Annotated in this window: 22 protein-coding genes; 10 read left to right on the top strand and 12 right to left on the bottom strand. The window is 67.8% G+C overall.

Translation table 11 applies throughout. From position 1 onward, the window contains the following. Nucleotides 1-125 precede the first annotated feature (125 nt). Nucleotides 126-1,175: a fused (3R)-hydroxyacyl-ACP dehydratase subunits HadA/HadB gene (locus tag VMT65_RS36500; protein WP_326313264.1), complete on the top strand. Its 1,050-nt coding sequence runs from the start codon at nt 126-128 to the stop codon at nt 1,173-1,175. Between the two features lie 70 nt (nt 1,176-1,245). On the opposite strand, the gene VMT65_RS36495 is transcribed toward VMT65_RS36500, so the two are convergent. The 3 genes from VMT65_RS36495 to fbaA form a co-directional block, all read right to left on the bottom strand. Further along, nucleotides 1,246-2,703 carry a DUF4185 domain-containing protein gene (locus VMT65_RS36495; RefSeq protein ID WP_326313263.1) on the bottom strand — a complete coding sequence of 486 codons (1,458 nt, stop codon included), beginning with the start codon at nt 2,701-2,703 and terminating at the stop codon, nt 1,246-1,248. 159 nt (nt 2,704-2,862) lie between these two features. After that, a complete protein-coding gene (locus tag VMT65_RS36490) occupies nt 2,863-3,981 on the bottom strand; it encodes a BTAD domain-containing putative transcriptional regulator (protein ID WP_326313262.1) in 1,119 nt (372 codons plus the stop codon). 89 nt (nt 3,982-4,070) lie between these two features. Further along, a complete protein-coding gene (gene fbaA / locus VMT65_RS36485) occupies nt 4,071-5,108 on the bottom strand; it encodes a class II fructose-bisphosphate aldolase (RefSeq protein ID WP_326313261.1) in 1,038 nt (345 codons plus the stop codon). Between the two features lie 226 nt (nt 5,109-5,334). On the opposite strand from fbaA, the gene VMT65_RS36480 reads away from it, so the two are divergent. Continuing rightward, a complete protein-coding gene (locus tag VMT65_RS36480; RefSeq protein ID WP_326313363.1) occupies nt 5,335-5,988 on the top strand; it encodes a DedA family protein in 654 nt (217 codons plus the stop codon). A gap of 7 nt (nt 5,989-5,995) precedes the next feature. Next, complete coding sequence (locus VMT65_RS36475) at nt 5,996-6,715, top strand: DedA family protein (RefSeq protein ID WP_326313260.1); 720 nt, start codon at nt 5,996-5,998, stop codon at nt 6,713-6,715. A 20-nt stretch (nt 6,716-6,735) separates the two neighbouring features. On the opposite strand, the gene VMT65_RS36470 is transcribed toward VMT65_RS36475, so the two are convergent. The 3 genes from VMT65_RS36470 to VMT65_RS36460 all read right to left on the bottom strand — a co-directional run bounded on the left by VMT65_RS36470 (nt 6,736) and on the right by VMT65_RS36460 (nt 9,231). Beyond that, entirely contained in the window at nt 6,736-7,881 is a 1,146-nt protein-coding gene (locus VMT65_RS36470) for a glycoside hydrolase family 76 protein (protein WP_326313259.1), read from the bottom strand. Between the two features lie 114 nt (nt 7,882-7,995). Next, complete coding sequence (locus tag VMT65_RS36465) at nt 7,996-8,679, bottom strand: TrmH family RNA methyltransferase (RefSeq protein ID WP_326313258.1); 684 nt, start codon at nt 8,677-8,679, stop codon at nt 7,996-7,998. A gap of 48 nt (nt 8,680-8,727) precedes the next feature. Further along, nucleotides 8,728-9,231: a DUF4190 domain-containing protein gene (locus VMT65_RS36460; protein WP_326313257.1), complete on the bottom strand. Its 504-nt coding sequence runs from the start codon at nt 9,229-9,231 to the stop codon at nt 8,728-8,730. A 92-nt stretch (nt 9,232-9,323) separates the two neighbouring features. Here VMT65_RS36460 and VMT65_RS36455 point away from each other — a divergent pair, with 92 nt between their 5' ends. From VMT65_RS36455 to VMT65_RS36425, 7 genes are all read left to right on the top strand, one after another. After that, entirely contained in the window at nt 9,324-10,751 is a 1,428-nt protein-coding gene (locus VMT65_RS36455) for a sensor histidine kinase (protein ID WP_326313256.1), read from the top strand. 14 nt (nt 10,752-10,765) lie between these two features. After that, entirely contained in the window at nt 10,766-11,428 is a 663-nt protein-coding gene (locus VMT65_RS36450; RefSeq protein ID WP_326313362.1) for a response regulator transcription factor, read from the top strand. A 39-nt stretch (nt 11,429-11,467) separates the two neighbouring features. Continuing rightward, nucleotides 11,468-12,079 (top strand): Uma2 family endonuclease, encoded by a 612-nt coding sequence (locus tag VMT65_RS36445; protein ID WP_326313255.1) that lies wholly within the window; start codon nt 11,468-11,470, stop codon nt 12,077-12,079. A gap of 92 nt (nt 12,080-12,171) precedes the next feature. Continuing rightward, nucleotides 12,172-12,618 carry a hypothetical protein gene (locus VMT65_RS36440; protein WP_326313254.1) on the top strand — a complete coding sequence of 149 codons (447 nt, stop codon included), beginning with the start codon at nt 12,172-12,174 and terminating at the stop codon, nt 12,616-12,618. Between the two features lie 67 nt (nt 12,619-12,685). Beyond that, on the top strand, nt 12,686-14,008 hold the full coding sequence (locus tag VMT65_RS36435; RefSeq protein WP_326313253.1) for a purine-cytosine permease family protein: 1,323 nt from the start codon (nt 12,686-12,688) through the stop codon (nt 14,006-14,008). Beyond that, the gene (locus VMT65_RS36430; protein ID WP_326313252.1) at nt 14,005-15,105 is read left to right on the top strand and encodes a phosphotransferase enzyme family protein; all 1,101 of its coding nucleotides are present in this window, start codon (nt 14,005-14,007) and stop codon (nt 15,103-15,105) included. Before VMT65_RS36435 ends, VMT65_RS36430 begins: the two co-directional genes overlap by 4 nt. Nucleotides 15,106-15,293: 188 nt before the next feature. Beyond that, the gene (locus tag VMT65_RS36425; RefSeq protein ID WP_326313251.1) at nt 15,294-15,782 is read left to right on the top strand and encodes a hypothetical protein; all 489 of its coding nucleotides are present in this window, start codon (nt 15,294-15,296) and stop codon (nt 15,780-15,782) included. 124 nt (nt 15,783-15,906) lie between these two features. Here the strand turns inward: VMT65_RS36425 and VMT65_RS36420 are convergent, their stop codons facing one another. From VMT65_RS36420 to VMT65_RS36395, 6 genes are all read right to left on the bottom strand, one after another. Beyond that, a complete protein-coding gene (locus VMT65_RS36420; RefSeq protein WP_326313250.1) occupies nt 15,907-16,593 on the bottom strand; it encodes a lysoplasmalogenase in 687 nt (228 codons plus the stop codon). Next, on the bottom strand, nt 16,593-17,651 hold the full coding sequence (locus tag VMT65_RS36415) for a beta-ketoacyl-ACP synthase 3 (protein WP_326313249.1): 1,059 nt from the start codon (nt 17,649-17,651) through the stop codon (nt 16,593-16,595). Before VMT65_RS36415 ends, VMT65_RS36420 begins: the two co-directional genes overlap by 1 nt. Nucleotides 17,652-17,773: 122 nt before the next feature. Beyond that, nucleotides 17,774-18,319, bottom strand: coding sequence for an orotate phosphoribosyltransferase (gene pyrE / locus VMT65_RS36410; RefSeq protein WP_157389682.1), 546 nt, complete (start codon nt 18,317-18,319; stop codon nt 17,774-17,776). Nucleotides 18,320-18,327: 8 nt separating this feature from the next. Continuing rightward, entirely contained in the window at nt 18,328-19,137 is an 810-nt protein-coding gene (locus tag VMT65_RS36405; RefSeq protein ID WP_326313248.1) for an SDR family NAD(P)-dependent oxidoreductase, read from the bottom strand. A 150-nt stretch (nt 19,138-19,287) separates the two neighbouring features. Next, nucleotides 19,288-20,385, bottom strand: a complete 1,098-nt coding sequence (locus tag VMT65_RS36400; RefSeq protein WP_326313247.1) for a hypothetical protein — start codon at nt 20,383-20,385, stop codon at nt 19,288-19,290. Nucleotides 20,386-20,444: 59 nt separating this feature from the next. Continuing rightward, complete coding sequence (locus tag VMT65_RS36395) at nt 20,445-21,317, bottom strand: DUF5666 domain-containing protein (RefSeq protein ID WP_326313246.1); 873 nt, start codon at nt 21,315-21,317, stop codon at nt 20,445-20,447. Nucleotides 21,318-21,339 lie beyond the last annotated feature (22 nt).

Raw genomic sequence — 21,339 nt, 5'->3', positions numbered from 1 at the left:
CTTTTCGGCATTCCGGCACTTCGACGGTTGTACACCGTCCAGGACATTGTCTTCACAGCCCGAAGCAATGTCCGCGCGAAGTGGTGCGGGCCCACCGGGTTTCGATTTGCAGGGAGCTGAACACCATGCCGGAAACGGCAGAGGCGACTAAAGCCACCGCGGCCGAGCTGGTCGGACGACACTTCCGTGTCCGTGATCACTATGACGTCGGCCGCGAGAAGATTCGCGAATTCGCGCGCGCCGTGCGCAACGATCATCCCGCCCACCACAAAGAGGATGCGGCCGTTGCGCTCGGCTACGGCGGACTGCTCGCCCCGCCGACCTTCGCGTCGGTGATCGGCGCGGCCACTACCCGCTCGCTGATCGGCACCGTGCTCACCGAGTACGACGTCTCCCAGTTCCTGCAGACAGATCAGGTCTTCGAGTACTACCGCCCGATCCTGGCCGAGGACCGCCTTGGTGTGGACGTGACGGTGGAGAGCATCCGCAGCTACGGCGACAACGACTTCATCAACGTCAAGGTGACGATGACCGACGCGGACCTGCTGCCGGTACTGGTCGCGACCACCACCATCGTGGCCCGCAAGGGCGTTGAAATCGATCCCGGCATGGTGGAGACGGTGACCGGGGTCGTCATGCACGGCCACGTAGCGAAGCCGGGTGAGTCCGCCGCCGATCCCAACGCGCTCATCCTGCTCGAGCCCGAGGAGGTGGGCGAGCTGGCCGCCCCGGCCGCCCCACTTCCGGTGCACACCAAGCACACCGTGGCCGAGCTGACCGCCGGGTCGGAGCTGCCCGCCGGTCGGTCCGCCGTCACCCGCGGCGATCTGGTGAACTACGCGGGCGTCTCGGGCGACCCGAACCCCATCCACTTCAGCGACGCCGCCGCGAAGCTGGCCGGACTACCCACCGTGGTGGCGCACGGCATGCTCACCATGGGCCTGACCGCCGACTACCTGGTGAAGTGGCTGGGCGATCCGTCGGCGCTGCGCAAGTTCAGCGTGCGGTTCTCCGGCTTCGTGCCGGTCGAGCCCACCGCGGCGACCCCAATCGACTTCACCGGCAAGGTGAAGTCGGTGGACGCCGAAACCGGCCTGGCGACCGTGGTTCTCGGCGCGACCTCGGAGGGCAAGAAGCTCTTCGGCCGTGCCGTCGCCGAGGTCAAACTCGGCTGAGCCCCGAAACCCGAAGAGCGGGCCGCACATTCCGTGCGGCCCGCTCTTTTTGGTTGTCCCGCAGCACGATTCAGTTCAGGCTGGCGTGCATCAGGTAGACGTTGTAGTCGCTCCAGGTCGACATGGTGAAGTACATGTCGTTCCCGGTCGACCACGGGTGGATGAAACCACCGTAGAGCTCCGGATATTGGAGGGCGCTCACCGTGACCGCACTGTCGGACCACGCGCCCTGCGGCGAATCCGATTCCCGCACGACCAGAGCCGCCTTGGCGGTGTCCAGGTAGCTCATCTGCCACACCTTGCGGCTCTCGTCGTAGCGCACCGACAGCTCACCGGCGGGCGCGTCCACAATCGGTGTGGCGGTGACCAATCCATTGACCGCGGGCACCCAGGCGTCGGTCTGCCAGTACTGGTAGGCCGTCGGATTGAGGACCTGGTCCTTGGGCACCCGGGCCAGCCCGACCCCGCCGAGGCGGGTATTGGGGATGCCGAACATGTAGACCCAGTCGCCCTGCGGCACCATGGCCGCCACCTGGAAGTTGGAGACGCCGAAGATGTTCTCCCACTTGGCGTACGGGTCCTTGATCCAGTGTTCGCCGTGGTCGTCGGAGTAGGCGATGCCGCCGTAGTTGGTGTACCAGGTGCCCGGGATGCTGTTCCAGGTGCGAATCGACATGTAGCTCATGTACTGCCGCTCACCGAGGGCGAAACCCGAGGTGGGGATGGTGGTGATCTCGATATTGTCCATCTTGCGGCTGCTCAGCAGCTCCGAGGCGTGGCAGCGGTCGTCGGTGACCATGCGGTCGAACACGACACCCTGGCTCAGATCCCGATTCTTGCTGAACGCCAAGAGATTCGAGCGCCAGTCCTCGCCCATGCCGCCCGGCGGATGGAAGTCGCGGCCCACGGTGTCGCCGAAGGCGATGGCGATCTCGTCGGGCGCGCTCTGCCACATGATGCCCAGGTCGGTGCCCTGCACCTGCCAGCGCTTGTCGGTGCGGTTGACCGAGTTCGCGCCGGTCAGCTTGGCCACCTCGCGCACCTGCGAGACCTGCGGGGTGGGCCGGGCGGGCGTCTGCGCGGCGGCCTCGACCGGCGGGTGCTCGGGATCGGGCCCGGGCGGCAGCGTCGGCGGATTCGGGTTGGGCAGTGCGAAATTGAACGGTTGCGGCCGCAGGATCAGCTTCGGTAGGCCGAGCTGCTGGGCCAGATCGGGCGGCCCGGCCGGTTGATCGGTGAGGTCCGGACACGGGTTCACGCACGGATCGGAGGGCAGCTCCATCTGCACGCGCTTGGTGTTCTCCACCGGCGGACCCGGATCGACCGTGACGACCGGGTACACGACCGGCACCTCGACGGTCTTGGGCACCAGCGCCTCGTGGGTCGGCTTGGCCTCGCTCTGGCACGGCCCGGTGCCCGGAACGGCCTGTGCCACACCCGGATCCGCCACCGCCGCATGGTCCATTCCGACCAGCGCACCCGCCCCGAAGATCACCGCTCCCGCAGCTGCGACCAGCCGCTTGGCCATGAACTCAACCTCTCGCCACATCAAGATCCCGGACACATTCGCCGCAGAGACCCTACCCGCCAAACCGGGCGAATCGCCGGTACTCGGCCGATCTCGATCGAATCGAGACAGGCTCGGCGCAGTATCCGATGTGCGCTCGGCGCGGTATCCGATGGGCGCTCAGCGCAGCGCTTGGAAGGTCAACACCGTGGTCCCGATCCGAATGGCGTCCCCGTCGGCCAGTACGGCGGCCGATTCGATGGACTCCTCGTTGATGTAGATGCCATTGGCCGAGTGCAGATCCTTGATGAGCAGTCCGGCCCGGCTCGGGGTGATCTGCGCGTGGTACCGGCTGGCTTTGGGATCGTCGAGCACCAGATCGTTGTCGGTCATGCGGCCGATCTTCATGCCGTTCGCGCCGATCGGGATCACCCGCCCGTCCGCCATGCGCAGCTGACCGGCGCGCACCGCGCGCGGCATCTCGGTGACGGTCTCGGTCATGGCCTTGGCCATGCGCTCGACCTCGTGAATCTGCCCGGTGCTCAACGGTTCCTGGCGCAGCACCTTCTGTTCCAGCGCGATGAGCGCGGGACCCGGATCGATGCCCAACTCGTCGGAGAGCACGGTGCGCACCCGCCGGCACGCCTCGAGCGCGTCGGCCTGACGGCCCGAGAGGTAGAGGGCGATGATCAATTGCGCCCACAGCGGTTCGCGCAGCGGATGGGCATTGGTCATCGAGACCAGTTCGCCGACCACCGAAGACGCTCGGCCCAGGGCGATTTCGGAATCGATGCGCGCGGAGGCGACCAGCAGCCGCTCCTCGTCCATGGCGGTCGCGAAGCTCTCCGCGAAGCCGAGCCCGGACAGGTCGTCGAGCGCCCGCCCGCTCCACTCCGCCAGCGCCGCACCGAAAAGCCGCGCGGCGGAAGCGGGATCGCCGATCGCGGCGGCCTCGGAGCCCTCCCGCCGCAGCGTCTCGAAGCGGCCGAGGTCGCATTCGTCGTCCTCGATTTCCAGCCGGTAGCCGGAGGATTCGGTGCGCAGCAACGCCACCGGGTCCACCCCGGCCGTGCGCAGCGTCTTGCGAATGTTCGACACGAACACCTGCAGACTGGCCTGATAGGAGTCCGGCGGATCATCGTTCCAGACGATGTCGGCCAGCGCCTGCGAGGACACCGCCCGCCGCCGGTTCACGGTCAAGGCCGCCAGCAGCGCACGGGGTTTGGGGCCGCCGACCGGCACGGACCGACCGGCGACCAACAGCTGCACGGGGCCCAGGACCCGTACATCGACAGTCATGCCACCTGCCTCGATAGAGACCGCGGCGCGCCCGCCGCTCGAAAATTGCCCGGGATTCCGCGTTTTCAGCGGAATCCCGACCGTTGAGCTTACTTGGCGCTGATCGAACGTCCCGCCGACTTCAGGTCGTTGCAGGCTTCGACGACGCGCGCGGCCATCGAGGTCTCGGCCTTCTTGAGGTAGCTGCGCGGGTCGTAGACCTTCTTGTTGCCGACCTCGCCGTCGATCTTGAGCACGCCGTCGTAGTTGCCGAACATGTGGCCCGCGACCGGACGGGTGAAGGCGTACTGGGTGTCGGTGTCGACGTTCATCTTCACCACGCCGAAGCGCAGCGAGTCCTCGATCTCCGACTTCAGCGAGCCCGAACCGCCGTGGAAGACGAAGTCGAACGGCTGCGCGTCCGCGCCCAGACCCAGCTTGGCGGCGGCCACCCGCTGGCCCTCGGCCAGCACCTCGGGCTTGAGCACGACATTGCCCGGCTTGTAGACGCCGTGCACATTGCCGAAGGTGGCGGCCAGCAGGTACTTGCCGTTCTCACCCGAGCCCAGCGCGTCGATGGTCTTCTCGAAGTCCTCGGGCGAGGTGTAGAGCTTCTCGTTGATCTCGGCCTCGACGCCGTCCTCTTCACCGCCGACGACGCCGATCTCGACCTCGAGGATGATGTTGGCCGCGTGCGCCTGCTTCAGCAGCTCCTTGGCGATCTCGAGGTTCTCGTCGATCGGAATCGCGGAACCGTCCCACATGTGCGACTGGAACAGCGGGTTCAGACCGTTCTTGACGCGCTCGGCCGAGATGGCCAGCAGCGGGCGCACGAAGGTGTCCAGCTTGTCCTTGGGGCAGTGGTCGGTGTGCAGCGCGATGGTCACGTCGTACTTGGCGGCGACCACGTTCGCGAACTCGGCCAGCGCGACCGCACCGGTCACCATGTCCTTCACACCCAGTCCGGAACCGAATTCCGCACCGCCGGTGGAGAACTGGATGATGCCGTCGGAACCGGCGTCCGCGAAGCCCTTGATCGCCGCGTTGATCGTCTCCGAGGACGTGCAATTGATGGCGGGGAACGCGAAGGAGTTCTGCTTGGCCCGAGCAATCATCTCGGCGTAGATCTCCGGAGTCGCGATGGGCACAGTGACCTCCGTGTTGTGTGTGGTGCGTACGACAAATTCTGTCAGCTGACACGATAGGACAGCCCTTTTTCTCCGGGGCAGTGGCCTCTTATTCCCTACAACTTTGTGAGGTTGCTTCGACGTTGGGTGTGATGTCCGAGCTACCGGTACTGTGGTGGCCGTGACCTTGCTGGCCGTATCCGATGCCGTGACGACCAATGCCGCGCTGCCCGCGATCTTGGATCCAATGCACCTCCTGACGGAGACTTGGCTCTCACACGCGGTGCTCCCGGCGATCTTGGCGATCGTCTTCATCGAGACCGGCCTGCTGTTCCCCATCCTGCCCGGCGACTCGCTGCTGTTCACTGGCGGGCTGCTGGCGGCCCAGGCGCATCCGCCGGCCGGCATGAACATCTGGTGGCTGGTGCCCGCGACCGCCTTCGTGGCCTGGCTGGGCGACCAGAGCGGCTACTGGATCGGCCGCAGCATCGGTCCGGCGCTGTTCAAGAAGGAAGACACGCGCTTCTTCAAGCAGCACTACATCACCGAGACGCACGCCTTCTTCGAGAAGCACGGCCCCAAGACCATCGTGCTGGCCCGCTTCGTGCCCATCGTGCGCACCTTCATGCCGGTGCTGGCCGGTGTCTCGAAGATGGACTACCGCAAGTTCGCCACCGTCGACATCATCGGCGCGGTGCTGTGGGGCGGCGGTGTCACGGTGCTCGGCTACTTCCTGGGCAATGTCGAATTCATTCGCAAGAACGTCGAGGCGATCTTCCTGCTGATCGTGTTCGTGTCCATTCTCCCGGGCATCATCACGGTCGCGAAGAACCTGCTGCACCGTGGCCAGCAGCCGGAGAAGGCCGAGCTGGCCACCTCGACGAACGAGCCGACCCGCTGAGCCACCGGTGTCGACCACCCCGCTAACCACCCTCGCCGCCGGCGGGTTCGGACCGCTGGAAACGGCGGGACCGGTTCTCGTCTGGACGATCGTGCTCACGTTCGTCTTCCTCGAATGCGCGCTCATCATCGGACTGTTCCTGCCCGGTGACTCCATGCTCATCACCGCGGGCGTGGTGATGGCCTCGCAGGTCAATGGCGAGGGCCATATCTGGGCGCTGTCGGTCGGCACCATGATCGCGGCGATCGCGGGCAATCAGGTGGGGTATGTGTTCGGCAATCGCACCGGACACCATCTGGTCGCGCGCAAGAACGGGAAATACATCAATACCCGCAATCTGGCGCGGGTTTCGGAAATGCTGCACAAGCACGGTTTTCTGGCGGTGCTGGTGGCCCGCTGGATTCCGTGGGTGCGCACCCTGTGCCCGCTGGTGGCGGGCGCGGCCGGGATGGATCACCGCAAGTACACGATCGCCTCGACCATCGGCGCGGTCGTCTGGGCCCCGGTGATCCTGCTGGCCAGCTACTACGCGGGCAGCTTCCTCGAGGACATGTCCTGGCTGATGCCCGCCGTCATCGGCACGCTGGTGGTCGGCCTGATCCTGGGCACGATCGTCGGGGTCCGGCAGTACCGCGCCGAAATGGCGCGCCCCGCCGAGGATTTCGACCTGGACGCGGCCGAGGCGGCGACCCAGCCGATCCCGGTGATCCGGCGGCACAACGTCTGAACCGGGAAACGCCCCGGCGGCTACAGCAACCCCGCGGCCGTGACGGTATGCGCGGCCTCCATCAGCATCCAGCCCGAAAGCTGCACCGACAGATCGCGTTCCGGGTTGCGCGAGGCGGTCACCGAACCGCCCTCGAACCCGCCCGCGCCCGCGAGGCCGGGCAGTCGCGCGGGCTGTCGCCAGTCCGCGCCGAACAGCGGTTCGCCCTCCACATCCAGGCGGTGCCCCCAGGCCGCGGTCGCCGACGCGCGCACGATGGCCGCGGCCTTGCGGCGCGCGGTGACCTGCGCGGGCTCGTCGCCGGGCAGCATGAGGGCGGTCAGGGCCAGGTAGCGAATGAGGATGCCGTTGAACAGGCCGCCGTCGCCGCCGCCGTCCCCAACCACCACGCCGCCCACGGTCATGTGTTCCTCGACCGCGTCCACCAGTCGCACGGCCCGCTCGGTGTGCCGGGATTCGCCGGTGTGCACGGCCAATTCGGTTTCCAGACCGAGTGTCACGCCCTGGCAGTAGCTGTAGACGGGGGTTTCCACCTCGCCCGACGGTAGATGGATGCCGTCGAAGACGAGACCGGTCTCCTTGTCACGCAGGTGCGTATCGAGGAAGTCGGCGAGTTCCTGGGCCCGGGCGTAGCGGCCCAGCCTGGCCATGGCGATGCCCGTCGGACCATTGGCCGGGGCATTGAAGAAGTCCGAGCCCTTGCGCCACGGCACCGCGCCGAACTCCGGCTCGAAGCCGTCGACCAGCGTCTTCTCCAGAGCCAGTAGTGCGCCGCGGACCTCGGACACCCCCTGGGTGCGCTCGGCGCGCTCCAAAGAGATTGTCAGCCAGGCCATATCGTCGTAGTAGTTGTTGGTCCAGCCGGTGATATTGCGCCGCCGCATGGCGTGTGCGATGGACCAGAGTCGGCGTTGACGGGCGGGCGTGGGGGCACGATTCGCGGCATCCACCGCGCAGTCGATCAGGTGGGCTTGCCACCAGTAGTGCCAGAAGGCGAACGCGCGCTCGCTCTTGGTGGCGGGCCAGCCGACCACCCCGAGCTGGGTGCCCGGAATGGCCCACAATTTCCGTAGATGACGGGACAGGATCGCGGATTCCGCCAGGTCGGCGCGCTCAGACCACAGCGCAGCGGTCGGCTCGATATTGCGCCCGGTCCGCGAAGTCATGGGACTAATGGTGCCAGTCGGACAGGGGCTCTCGTGGCTTATTTGTTACCTCTCGATCCCGTGCCCCGCTGCCTGACGGCAGCGGGGAACTGAGGGAAAGGGGGTCAGGGTGACCTACCACGCGTTGGCGAGGTCGGCGTGTTGGCGGATCCAGGCGTGCATGGCGATGCCCGCGGCGACACCGGCGTTGATGCTGCGGGTGGAGCCGAACTGGGCGATCGAAACGGTCAGCAGCGCGCCTTTTTTCGCGGCCTCGGTGACGCCGGGGCCCTCCTGGCCGAAGAGCAGCAGGCAATCGCGCGGCAGTTCCGCGGTTTCCAGCGGCACCGAGCCGGGGACATTGTCGACGGCCACCACGGTCAGGCCGTGCTCCTCCGCGTAGCGGAGCAGTTCGTCGGTGTCGGTGTGGTGCTCGATGTGCTGGTAGCGGTCGGTGACCATGGCACCGCGCCGATTCCAGCGCTTGCGGCCCACAATGTGCACCGCCGCCGCGGCGAAGGCATTGGCCGTGCGCACCACCGTGCCGATATTGGCGTCGTGCCCGAAGTTCTCGATGGCCACGTGGAAGGGATGCCGGCGCGCGTCGATATCGGCGACTATGGCCTCGCGCCGCCAATACCGGTAGGCATCCACCACATTGCGGCGGTCCCCGTGTTCGAGCAGTTCCGGGTCCAGGCGCGCGTCCGCGGGCGGCTCGGTGCCGAACTCCACGCGCCACGGTCCGACGCCGTGCGGATGCTCACCCCATTCGGTCGGGCCGGGGGCGAGCGGTTCGTCGGCGATCGGAGCGGGACTCACCCGGGCGATGCTAATGCGTGCCCCGACCGGCCCCGCGCGGCGAGCAGGCTAACTCGTCGAGCTGGCCGCGCCGACGACGATCATCAGCACGATGAACAGGACGGCCAGGATGAGCAGCGCCGAGGACACGATGCCGCAGATCCAGCCCGCGGTCACCATGCCGCTGCCGCCGATGGCCCCGCCCGAATCCTGGATCTCCCGGCGCGCCTTGCCGCCCATGATCCAGGCCACCGGTCCGAGCAACTGGCAGAACACCAGGCTCATGATGCCGAGAATCAGCACCACCACGGCCTGCGGATGGTCCGGCGCGGGCGCACCGTAGTAGCCCTGCGGGTAGTAGCCCGGCCCGGCCTGCGGGTATCCCGGGTTGTAGGGGTAGGGCTGGCCGTAGCCCTGGGGTTGGCCGTAACCCTGCGCGCCGAAATCCTGCGGCTGACCGTAGTCCTGAGGCTGGCCGTAGTTCTGGGGCTGACCGTCCTGCGGCTTGTTCAAGTCCACGGGCTGCGGTGGGTGCTGTGGATCCCAGCCGGGCGGCGGCGGATCGTATGTCATGGCCAGAATGCTAGGGGGTAGTGCTGGCTACACCACACATTTACGGGTCTGCTCCATCGCCGCGGAATCCGGCAACCGGGACGATGAGACGCATGAGCGAAACCGCGGGACCCCGCAGCGACACGGCCACCCAGCCCTTCCTCGCCGTCGACCCGGAGCCGCGCTCGGATCCGCCTGCGCCGCAACCGGACCCGGGCGGACACGGTCTGGCCTCCGCGTTGCGCACCTTTCTCCGCACTCCCTTCCGGGCGCGCACCTGGAAGGAATTCGCCTATCTGATCATTGTTTTCGTGCTCGGTTGCCTGGCGACGGCGTATCTGTTCCTGGTCGTCGGCGGCAGCCTGTACCTGTCACTGGTCCTGATCGGCATCCCGGTGCTCGCGGTGGCGCTGCTGGGCGGGCGGGTCTGGGGGAAGGTCTACCGGGTGCTGGCCGCGGTGCTGTTGGACACCCCGCTGCCCGAGCCGCCACCGTTCACCTTCGCGCCCGGCCCGATCCGCTGGCTGCGCGCCGCCTTCACCGACCGGGTCTCGTGGCGCGCCATGCTGTTTCTGCTCCTCGAATGCGTACTGGGCATGATGGTCGGTTACGTCGTACTGACGGTGGTGGCCATGATCGGATTCGCGGCCATCTCCCCCATTCCGTGGGCGGTTCTCCAGCCCACCAATGTGGACGACCAAGGCGTGGCACACCATTCGCAGTTCCAATTCGGCGACTACTACATCGAGACCTGGCCGCGGGTATTGGGTATCGCCGCGATCGGCGTCCTCCTGTGCTTCCTGCTGCCGTGGCTGTTTCGCGGCGTGTGCTTCCTGCATCGCCTGCTCTCCTTCTGGCTGCTCACCCCGACCGCACGCGATCACAAGCTGGCCGAACTGCGGGAGAGCCGCCGCGCCGCGGTCGACGATGCCGCCGCGACCCTGCGCCGCCTGGAACGCGATCTGCACGACGGCACCCAGGCGCGGCTGGTGAGCATCGCCATGATGCTGGGACGCGCCGAGGAGCGCATGGCCAATGGCGGCGACGCCATCGAGTTGATCACCCTGGCCCGCATGGGATCCAAGGAGGCGCTGACCGAATTGCGCGAATTGGTGCGCGGCATTCACCCGCCCGCCCTGGAACTCGGACTGGAACCGGCGCTGGAAACCCTGGCCGCGCGCTGCGCGATTCCGGTGGAGTTGCGGGTGCTGCTGCCGGTGCGGCCCAGCCCGGCCATCGAGGCCATCGCCTACTTCTCGGTCGCCGAACTGCTCACCAATGTGGTGAAACACGCTGGTGCCAGCCGAATCTGGGTGGCCGTGCTGCCCACCGGCACCGACTCGCTGTCGGTGAGCGTGCGCGACAACGGTCAGGGCGGTGCGCTGCAACCGGCCGACGCGTCGGGCGAAGCCGTTGTGGCGGGCGGGCTTTCGGGGCTGGCGCAGCGGGCGCGGGCGGTGGACGGCGCGCTGTTCGTGGACAGTCCGGTGGGTGGCCCGACCGTGGTCACGCTGGTGCTGCCGGTGGCGGGGCCGCGATGATCGGGGACGTGCGCATGGAGACCGGGAACGCGCCGCTGCGCGTGGTGATCGCCGAGGACAATGCCATCCTGCGGGACGGGCTGACCGCGCTGCTGTCGGAGCGCGGATTCGAGGTGGTGAGCACCGTGGGAGACGCGACCGGTCTGCATGTTGCGGTGGCCGAGCAGCGGCCGGACGTGGCCGTGGTGGATGTCCGCATGCCGCCGAGCTTCACCGACGAGGGCCTGCTCGCCGCGCTGGCGCTGCGGCGTAGCCACCCGGGCACGGGGGTCCTGGTGTTCTCGCAATGGATCGAAACCCGCTATGCCACCGAACTACTGGCCGCGGGCGCGGGCGGCGTCGGCTATCTGCTCAAGGACCGCGTGGCCGATGTGACCGATTTCGTGGAGGCGCTGCGCCGCGTCGCCACCGGCGGCACGGCCCTGGACCCGGAGGTGGTGAGCCAGCTCATGGGCGCTGCCCGACAACAGGATTCGCTGGCCCGGCTCACCCCGCGCGAGCGCGAGGTGCTGGAATCCATGGCCCAGGGATTGTCGAATTCGGCCATCGCACAGGCCCTGAGCGTCACCGAACGCGCGGTCGAAAAACACATCGGCAACATCTTCACCAAACTGGAACTGCCGCCCTCGGATCTGCATCACCGGCGCGTGCTGGCGGTTTTGCGCTTGAAAGGCTAAACGTCGCTGCGCGGTTGCGGAGCGTGGAAGACTGGGGGCATGACTCGGTCGAGTTCCGCGGAATTGCTGAAATCGGTTGAATACTGGCCGAATCACCTGCTGACCATTGCCGAGTGGTCGCTACTGCCCGAGAACAATCGCCACTGCCGGGAACTGGTGGACGGCGTGCTCGTGGTCGCGCCGCAGCCGCCCCGGCACCAACTCGCGGTGTGGCGCTTGGCCGCTCAATTGGAGCGGGCGCTGCCGCGGCGGGTGGCGGCCATGGCGCGCATCGAATTGCTCATCGACGAGGGCTCGCCGCCGACGGTGCGGGTGCCGGACGTGCTGATCGTGGGCGGTGCGGCCGGGGCCGAGCACGCCACCCGGGTGCGGCCCGCGGATGTGCTGGCCGCCATCGAGATCGTGTCGCCGGGCTCGCGGCGAGTGGATCGGGTGATGAAGTTCGCCGAGTACGCGGCGGTCGGCATCGAGCACTATTGGCTGCTGGAGACACAGGATTCGCTGCGGTTGCTGACGCATCGGCTGCGCGACGGGCGATACGTACCGACCGGTGAGTACGGCGGACAGGTGACACTCGAACTCGACACCCTGCACCTGCCGCTGGATCTCGACGCCCTCACCACCCTGCGCAGCTCCGGCGCGTCCGTCTGACCCGTTCCGGCCACTGACCTCGCCTGATTCGCCCACCTGCGACGAAATTCGGGACTATCCTGGAGTTCCGTAAGCCGTGGTTGGAGGGTGTCATGGACCACGCGCGCATAGTCCGAACGGTGCTCGCGGTGACGGCCGCCTATCTGGTCGCGCTCGGGGTGTGGCTGGGCTGGATCGTTCCGCTCACGCCGCCCGGTACCGTGCCGGTCCAAGTCATCACGCTGGTCGGTCTCTTCGGAACCTTCCTGGGGCTCGGCATGCTCTTCGCCCAACGGCCGTCCCGTTCCGACCGGCGACTGCGCCGCCACGGACTCGAGGGCTGGGCGAACATCGAAGGCGTCCACCCGCTCCAGCGCACCGACCACTGCACCGAGATCACCGAACTGGACCTCGAACTGGTGGTGCCGGGCTCGGAGACCTATTACGGCAGCATCGTCTTCGATGTGGAACCGGTCGTGAAGCCGCGAATCACAGTGGGCGGAACGCTCTCGATCCGCGTCGACCCCACCAACCGCGACCGCATCATGCTGTGCCTATGAAACATATATCCAGGTCAGGACGACCTGACTGTCGGTTTTGCCGGTTCCGGGCCGTAGCATCCTCGGCATGACGATCGCCGAAAAGAAGGACCACCGAGAAGCGCCGCTGGTGCTCGACACCGAGCCGCCGCGCACGCTCGGGTTCACCGATCAGGCGGCGTTCTGGCTCAATATCGGCGTCAGCCTGATCGGGTTCAGCGGCGCGGCCGTGGTGCTGTCCCCGACCGAGGGCTCGCGGCTGCCGTTGCTCGGCGCGCTGCTGGCGACCGTGGTCGGCACCGTGATCGGCGCGGCCATGGTGGCCGGACCCGCCGCCATCGGAGCACGCACCGGCGCGCCCGCCATGGCCGTGCTGCGCGGTCTGTTCGGCACGCGGTTGTCCTACGTGCCGACGGTCGCCAATATCGTGCAGTGCATCGGCTGGGGCGTGTACGAGCTGACCGTCATCACCCTCGGCGTCTCGGCGCTCACCCACGACCGGGTGCCGCACTGGATCGTCATCGTCGCGGCGGGCGTGCTGTCCACGGTCATGGCCATCTGGCCGCTGGCCGCCGTGCGGGCGCTGCGCAAGTACGTGTCGGTGGCGGTCGGCATCGCGCTCGTCTACTTCACGATTCAGCTGCTGCGGCAACCGATTCCGCTGCCCACGGGCACCAGCTGGAGCGGCTTCTGGCCCGCCGTGGACTCCACCCTCGCGGTCTCCATCTCCTTCGTCCCGCTGGCCGCCGACTACACCCGCCACTCGCGCTCGGCGAAGACGGCCGCCGGGGCCACCGTGATCGGCTACTCCGTCGCCCAAATCTGGTGCTACGGACTGGGAATCCTGGCGATCCTGCACGCGGGCAATGCCGACAACATCTTCGACACCTTCCTCGGCGTGGCCGCGGGCTGGGTGTTCTTCGCGGTCCTGGTGCTGCGCGAATCGGATCAGTCCTTCGCCAATATCTATTCGACGGCCATGTCGATTCAGAACCTGCTGCCGCGGGTCGATCGCCGGATTCTCGCCGGACTGGTCGGCCTGATCGTGACACTGCTGGCACTGCCGGTCCGCGACTTCAGCAACTACGCCAACTTCCTGGTGTTGATCGGTTCGGTGTTCGTGCCGCTGTGCGCGGTGCTGATCGTCGACTACTTCTTCGGCCAGGGGCGGCGCGGCTGGAACCTGACCGAGAGCGCGCCCACCCGGCCACTCATGTTGCTGCCGTGGGCCATCGGCTTCGTCACCTACCAGCTGTTCAATCCCGGTTCGATCACCTGGTGGACCGATTTCTGGACCAAGGCGCAGGACACGCTGCACATTCACCCGGGCTGGTGGTCCTCGGCCTCGCTGTACTCCTTCCTGGTCGCCGCGGCCGTGACGGCACTGCTGGTGCGTTTCCGGCGGGCATGACCGGCGACGACCGCGTCTACGGCATGGCGCTCGACCCACTGGTCGAACCCGATTGGCCCGCACTGACTTCCACCGAGGTGGAGGCGGTGTTGGGCACCGACGCGGTCATCAGCTGGCGCAGCCCGCGACCGCTGTCGGCGACCGCCCTGGTCCGATTGCCCGACGGGGACGAGGTCATCGTCAAGCGGCTGCCGCACGCCCTGCGCGATGCCGCCGCACTCGGCGAGGAACACCGGTTCATGGATCACGTGCGGGCGCGCGGAATTCCGGTGCCGCGCATGCGGCACACGGTCGACCTCGGCGAATTCACCTACGAGGTCCAGGAACTCGGCGACGGAGCCGACGAGTACGCGGGCGTGTTCTCCTGGTCGCCGTATCTGTCCCGCGACGAGGCGGCCGCCGCCGGTCACATGCTGGCCCGCCTGCACCTCGCGGCCGCCGGCTACGACGCGCCCCGCCGCCCGGCCCGGCCGCTGCTGGCCGGTTTCACGATCTTCGCCTCCCCCGATCCCCTTGCGGCCGTGGCGGATCGGGCCGTCGCGCGACCGGCGCTGGGCGCGTTCCTGGCCGAGCGCGACTGGCGGGCCGATATGACCCGCGTCCACCTGCCCGCCCACGATCGCCTACGCCCACTGCTCGGCGAGCTGGAACCGCTGTGGACACACAATGATTGGCACGGCACCAACCTGCTCTGGCGCGACCACGAGGTGACCTCGGTCATCGACTTCGGCCTGTGCGACCGCACCACCGCCGTCCACGATCTGGCCACCGCCATCGAACGCTGTGCCGTGGACTGGATTTCGATTCGCGACGGCGGTCCCGCGCACGTCCGCTTCGATCAGGTGCGCGCCCTGCTCGAGTCATACCAATCGGTACGCAATTTGCCGGCCGCCGAACGCCACGCACTTCCGGCCCTGCTGCCACTCGTGCACTGTGAGTACGAACTCTCCGAGATCGACTACTTCCTCGGCGTCATTCCCGGCGGCAATGCGAAGAACGCCGAAATCGCGTACAGCGAGTACTTTCTCGGGCATACCGCCTGGTGGATGGAATCCGAGGCGGGCGCCGAACTACTCGGCGCGATCCCCGAAATATAGGGGCATTGCCGAATAGTGGCGGTCAACACAATTCCGCGAATCCCGAATGGCGATCCGGGACTTGATTCCGTGACCGCGATCGGATAGAACTTGTCTCGTTGCTCTTGGACAATTGGTCGGGGCAACGCGAATCGTTCTGCACGTCATCTGAGTTCGTGCAGCCGGGGGTCGGGAGAATCAGGAAAATCATGCGCAGCACCGTTCGTCATCTCGGTCGTAAGGCCCTCGTCGCGGCCCTGCCGCTGGCCGTCGTCGCCGCCGCCTTCGCCAGCGCCGGAACCGCTTCCGCCACCGCGCCCGCCGACCTTCCGGCCCAGGCCGCCGTCGTGCAGCCGGTCGCCGTCGAGCAGGCCGCCCTGCCGATCGCCCCGGAAGCCGCCGCCACCACGGCTGTCGAGCAGCCCGCCGTCGACGCCAATGCCCCTGCGGCAGCCGAGATTTCGCAGCCGCAGGACATCGCCACCGATCCGAACGCCAAGAACCATGATCCGCTGGCCAATGGCGCCGCGGCCGGCGCCATTGGCGGTGCCATCTTCGGGGCCGTCGTCTGCGGTGTCACCATCATCGGCATCCCCCTCATTCCGCTCTGCGCACTCGGTCCGGCCTTCCAGGGCGCCCTGGTCGGCCTGATCGTCGGCGCGATCGCCCCGGACGTCATTCCGCAGGTGCTGCCCTGATCCCTCGGGGATAAAGCGTGAGAACCCCTTCCCGATTCGGGAAGGGGTTCTTGTCGAATGGAATTCGATTTTGCCGACCGGTGACCTATTCGATGACCGATACGGTGACCGATTCGATTACCGATTACCGATGCGCGCGCGGATCCGCCAGCAGATATTGCGCCGCCGCATAGGTCCCGAGAATCATGCCCTCGGTGACCCGCCGCGACTTCTCGCCGCGCGCGAAAACCCGTCGCAGCACGATCAATCCGTCCGACAGCGTGAACAGCAGCGCGCCCAGCCCGAGCCGACTGCGCGGATCGGCATTGGGAATATTGAGTCCCGCGATGTTTTTCGCGTCGCGCGCCAGGTCCGGATCCGACGCCAGGGTGGCCGCCGTACCGAGGGTCGCGCCGTAGGCGGTGAGCGGAACCGCCACCGTCGGGGCCTTGCACCGCATGAGGACCGCCGCACCCAACCATGCCGCCACCCGGGGAGCCACGACCGACGCCCGCGGCCGACCGCCGCGCCGGAACCACAGCCACGAGTAGCCGGTCTGCATGACCGCGAAAGACGAAGCCCCGGCAATCAATCGGCGATCGTCGTCCGGATCGATCAGCAATACGTCCCCGACGGTGGCCGCGGCCAGTGCGCCCAGCAGTACCGCGCGGTCGGTCCGGTGCAGATACCCGCCGTTTGCCACGACGTCCGCCGCCAGCAGCGGCATGAGCAGCGGCTTGGCCGCCCACTGCGCTTTCTCACGACCGGTGACCGCGCCGAACACGGTCACCGCCGCCGCGCCGACGAACGCGGCGCGGAACGGGCGGGCCATCAGAAGCTGGGTTCGGCCGGGGCCGGGGGCAGCACCGCGACCTGGCCCGCGTAGGACAGGCCCGCGCCGAACCCGAGCAGCAGCGCCAGCTGGCCGCCCTTGGCCTTGCCGGTCACCAGCATTTCCTCCATGGCCAGCGGAATCGAGGCGGCCGAGGTGTTGCCGGTGTTCTCGATGTCATTGGCCATCGGGATGTCGTCGGCGAGCCCGAGGTTCTTCTTCATGAGCTCGTTGATGCGGGCATTGGCCTGGTGCGGAATGAATATCTCGATGTCCTCCTTGGCCACACCCGAGACCTCGATGGCGCTGGAGAGCGCCCGCGGCAGGGTGACCGCGGCCCAGCGGAAGACCTTGGGGCCCTCCATGTGCAGCGACATCCGGCCGACCGGTTCGATCTCCGGGTCGGTGCCCTGCAGCCGCTGCGCCTTGTTCATGAACTCCAGGAAGTCAACATCCTGGGCGATGGCCTCGGCGTTCTCGCCGTCGGAGCCCCACACGGTCGGGGAGATGCCGTTCTCCTCGCTGGGTCCGACCACGACCGCGCCCGCGCCGTCACCGAAGATCATGGCGGTGCCGCGGTCGGTCGGGTCCAGGCCGACGGTCATCGTCTCCGCGCCGATGACCAGGATGTATTCGGCCGAGCCGGACCGGATCATGTCGGTGGCGACACCCAGGCCGTAACCGAAACCGCCGCAGCCGGAGGTCAGGTCGAAGGCCGGGATGCCGTTCATGCCGAGGTCGGCGGCCACGGTGGGCGCGCCGTGCGGGGTCAGCTTGAGCCAGCTGGAGGTGCACAGGATGACCGCGCCGATCTTGGCGCGATCGATGCCGGTGTTGTTCAGCGCCCGGTCACCGGCCGCCACCGCCATGCTGCGCAGCGTCTCGTCGCCGGAGATCCAACGCCGGTTGTGGATGCCGGTGCGCTCGAAGATCCACTCGGGGGTGGAGTCGAGGACCTCGCACACCTCGGCGTTGCTGACCAGGCGCTGGGGCCGGTAGGCGCCGATGCCGAGCATTGCGACATTCTGATGACCCTTATTGATAGCAATGCTCACCACAGGTGACTCACACGACCCTTCACAACACCTTTGTCGGACGTAAGACCAGCACCAGGCTAACCCAGAGCAAGGGTTCAGCCCAGCGCCAAGTCGCGTTCACCACCGAGTAAGGACTTTTGTCCTCAGCCCAGTGCGAGGTCCTTCAAACCCAGAATCGAGCGGTACTCGAGACCCTCGGCCGCGATGATGCCGTCGGCCCCGGTCTCCCGGTCCACCACCGTGGCCACGCCGACCACGATCGCGCCCGCGTCGCGCAGCGCGCGCACCGCGGTGAGGGGTGAGTTGCCGGTCGTGGTGGTGTCCTCGACCACCAGCACCCGCTTGCCCACGATGTCCGGGCCCTCGATCTGCCGCTGCATGCCGTGGGTCTTGGCCGCCTTGCGGACCACGAAGGCGTCGATGGGACGGCCCGGCGCGTGCATGACCGCGGCCGCCACCGGGTCCGCGCCCATGGTGAGCCCGCCCACCGCGTCGAAGTCCCAGTCCGCCACCAGTTCCCGCAGCAGCTTGCCGATCAGCGGGGCCGCCTCGTGGTGCAGGGTGGCCCGGCGCAGGTCCACGTAGTAGTCGGCTTCCTTGCCCGAGGACAGGGTGACCCGGCCGTGTACGACGGCGAGGTCACGCACCAGAGCCGCGAGTCTGTCCCGGTCGGTCGTCGTTACCTGCATTGCTGTGTCTATGTCCTTCCGCGTGCGTTGAACAGGCCCCGGTTCAGGCGGCTCACCAGGGATCCTGGGATAAGTCCGGCGATCGCGACGATCGCTTTGTACTGCATTCCGGGCACGCTGATCACCCGGTCTCTCTCCAGATCACGCAGCGAACCGGCCACCACCTCGTCCACGCTCAACCACAGTGGTCGCGGCAGCGAGGCCATATCGATTCCGGCTCGCTCATGGAATTCGGTGCGGACGAATCCCGGGCACAAGGCCTGCACCCGGACTCCGGTCCCGGCCAGCCCGCCCGCCAGCCCTTGGGAGAAGGATACGACGTACGCCTTGGAGGCCGAATAGGTCGATCCCCGTCCGGGGATCAGACCCGCCGTACTGGCCACATTGACCACCGTGCCCTTGGCGGCGTGCAGCATGGGCGGCAGGGCCGCCCGGGTCAGCTGCACCACGGCGGTGACGTTCACATCCAGTTGCCGCTGCAGGGCGTCGGGCTCCTGCGTCCAGAATTCACCCGACATGCCGAATCCCGCGTTGTTGACCAGGAATTCGACGCCGTCGCCCAGGCGGGCGGCCACCAGATCGCGATCGTGCGGCCGGGCCAGATCGGCGGGCAGCATCTCCGCGCGCGCACCGAACCGCACCTGCACATCGTGTGCCAGCGCGGCCAGCCGGTCCTCATCGCGCGCCACCAGCACCAGGTCGTAACCGAGCGAGGCGAGCCGGGTGGCGTACGCCTTGCCGATGCCGGAGGTGGGCCCGGTGACCAGGGCCACCGAACGATGCGCGCCGGGCAGGCGGGCAGGGGAACTCTCGGTCATCGACGGCCTATCACTCGCACGACGGGGCAACGGTCGGCGATGACCGGAAACTGCGCCCCCATTCTGGGGCCTGGGCGACCCACCCGCGGCGAATTCACGCAGACACGACGTGGTCGCGGCGTGCCGCGGGCGGGCGCACCCCGTGGCGCGTCACCGGGGAGTCGGTCCCTGATAGGGCCGGAACCCCGGATGGAAGGGGCCGCCGGGCGGGGCGCTGCGGCCCTGATCCTTGCGCCAGCCCTCCTCGGGCTCGCGGTCGGGATCCTCGTCGCGGTCCTCGGATTCGGGCTCGGCCCAACGGTCTTCGTCCTCGGGGCCGCGGGGCACGCCGGACTCGTCGCGCCAATCCGGTTCGTCCTCCGGGGCGGGCGGCCAGTTGCGGCGCGGACGATTGCGCGGGTCCGGCACGACCTTCAGTGCGGGACGCCAGTTCTCGGACTCACCGTCGGCGTCCGCCTCTCCGGCGATATCGCTGACCAGCGGGGAGTCGTAGTCGTCGGCCTCCGCGCGCGGGCGCGGCCGGGGCGGTTCCTCGTCGGCGTAGTCGCCGTACTCGTCGTGGCCGTCGTAGTCGTCGTCCTCGGGGACCGGGCGGGAGCTGCCGGGTTCGGGCAGTTCGTCGCGGCCACGCTCGGCATTGATGACCGGCGGCAGCACGTGCAGCAGACCGGACAGCCGCAGCACCGCGTCGATGGCCATCTCCCAGTCCTTGGAGGCGGAACCCACCGGCAGCATGCCGAGCGTCCAATTGCCTTCGGACCACAGCTGTTGCACGGTGTCGGGCAGCGACTCGATGAACGCCACCATGCGCTGATCCACCGCGTGCCGGGCGATGTCCGGATTCGTCGCGAAGACCACCCGGTCACCGATGGCGCCGAGCAGCTCCAGATCGTGATCCTTCGGCGGCGCCGCGGTTTTCAGGCGCAGGTCGATATCGATGTCCGAGCCGATCTGGCGACGCACCGCGACCAGGGTGGCGGCGTCCTCCAGATCGAAGAGCACGAACTTCTCGCCCTTGCGGTTGCCGGAGACCACGTCCACCGCGGACAGGTAGCCGAGCTTGGCCAGCGCACCGCGCCGCCAGGTGGAGGCGAGCGCGGGCTCCACCGAAACATAGGTGTAGCCCTGGGATTTCGCCCAGACCTGTCGTACGTGTCCCGTACGCTGCCGTTGCAGCCGATCGAAGTAGAGCAGCACGATCGCACCCACGAGTGCGATCGCCGCCAGCCCGAACCATATCGCCGTCATCGCCGCCTACCCTATCCAGCTGAACGTTGTAATGCCCGGCACGCCTGCGGTTTCGCCTGTCATCGGGTCGCACTCGGCAGCGAGGTGCTGAAGATCAGCTTCGCCTGAATGGATCCGTCGGCGTTCTTATCGCCTTGCACCATAACGACTTCCCCCACGGCGAGATCGGCCACCTTGGTGCTGCCGAGCGAGATCACCTGGGTCTTGTCATCGGTCTTGACGGTGAGCTTGTCGCCGGTCAGCGAGGTGAGGGTCAGCGTGGACCCGTCGTTGCTGGCGATGGTGCCCATATTGGCGCCGAGCTGATCCAGGTCCCCGAGGCCCGGAATGGTCGGGATGCCGCTGGGTAGGGGCACGGCGGAGGTATTGCCCGGCGCCGGATACGAGGAGGTCCGGACGCTGCTGGACGCGGATGCGGAATTCGACGAATCCTTGCTGCCCAACAGGGTTCCGATCAATACGCCCGCGATGGCGACGACGATGACCGCGCCGATGGCGAGGGCGACCCACAGGGTCGTATTGCGTTTGGGCGGGGGCGGCGGCGGGTCCTGCGGGAATCCCGCGGGCTGATAGCCGCCCGGCCCACCCGGACCGCCGGGCCCGCCCGGATAACCCGGAGTGCCGTAGTTGCCGGAGGCGCCGTAGTTGCCGGGAGTGCCGTAGCTGCCGGGAGTGCCGTAGCTGGCCGTCGGCGGGTATCCCTGCTGCCCCGAGTAGACGGCCGTCGGCTCGTAGCCCCCGCCGGTCTCGTAGCCGCCCCACTGCGCGTCGGCGGGCGGCATGACCCGGGTGGAGTCGGCTCCGATCGGCTGCCCGAAATACTCGGTCGGGCTGTTGTCCGAGGGGTGGCCGCCCGGTCCGGCCTGCTCGGTCGGCCCACCGTCCTGGCCCGGTTCCGGCCGCCGCGACCACGGATCGCTCGGGTTGGTCATGGCCTCCAGGGTAGGCGGCCTG

Origin of the sequence: Nocardia sp. CDC153, from assembly GCF_035818515.1 — a bacterium.
In the GTDB taxonomy this organism is placed as follows: Bacteria; Actinomycetota; Actinomycetes; order Mycobacteriales; family Mycobacteriaceae; genus Nocardia.
The sequence above is the reverse complement of the archived record's forward strand: the minus strand, read 5'-3'. Positions and strand labels throughout refer to the sequence as shown.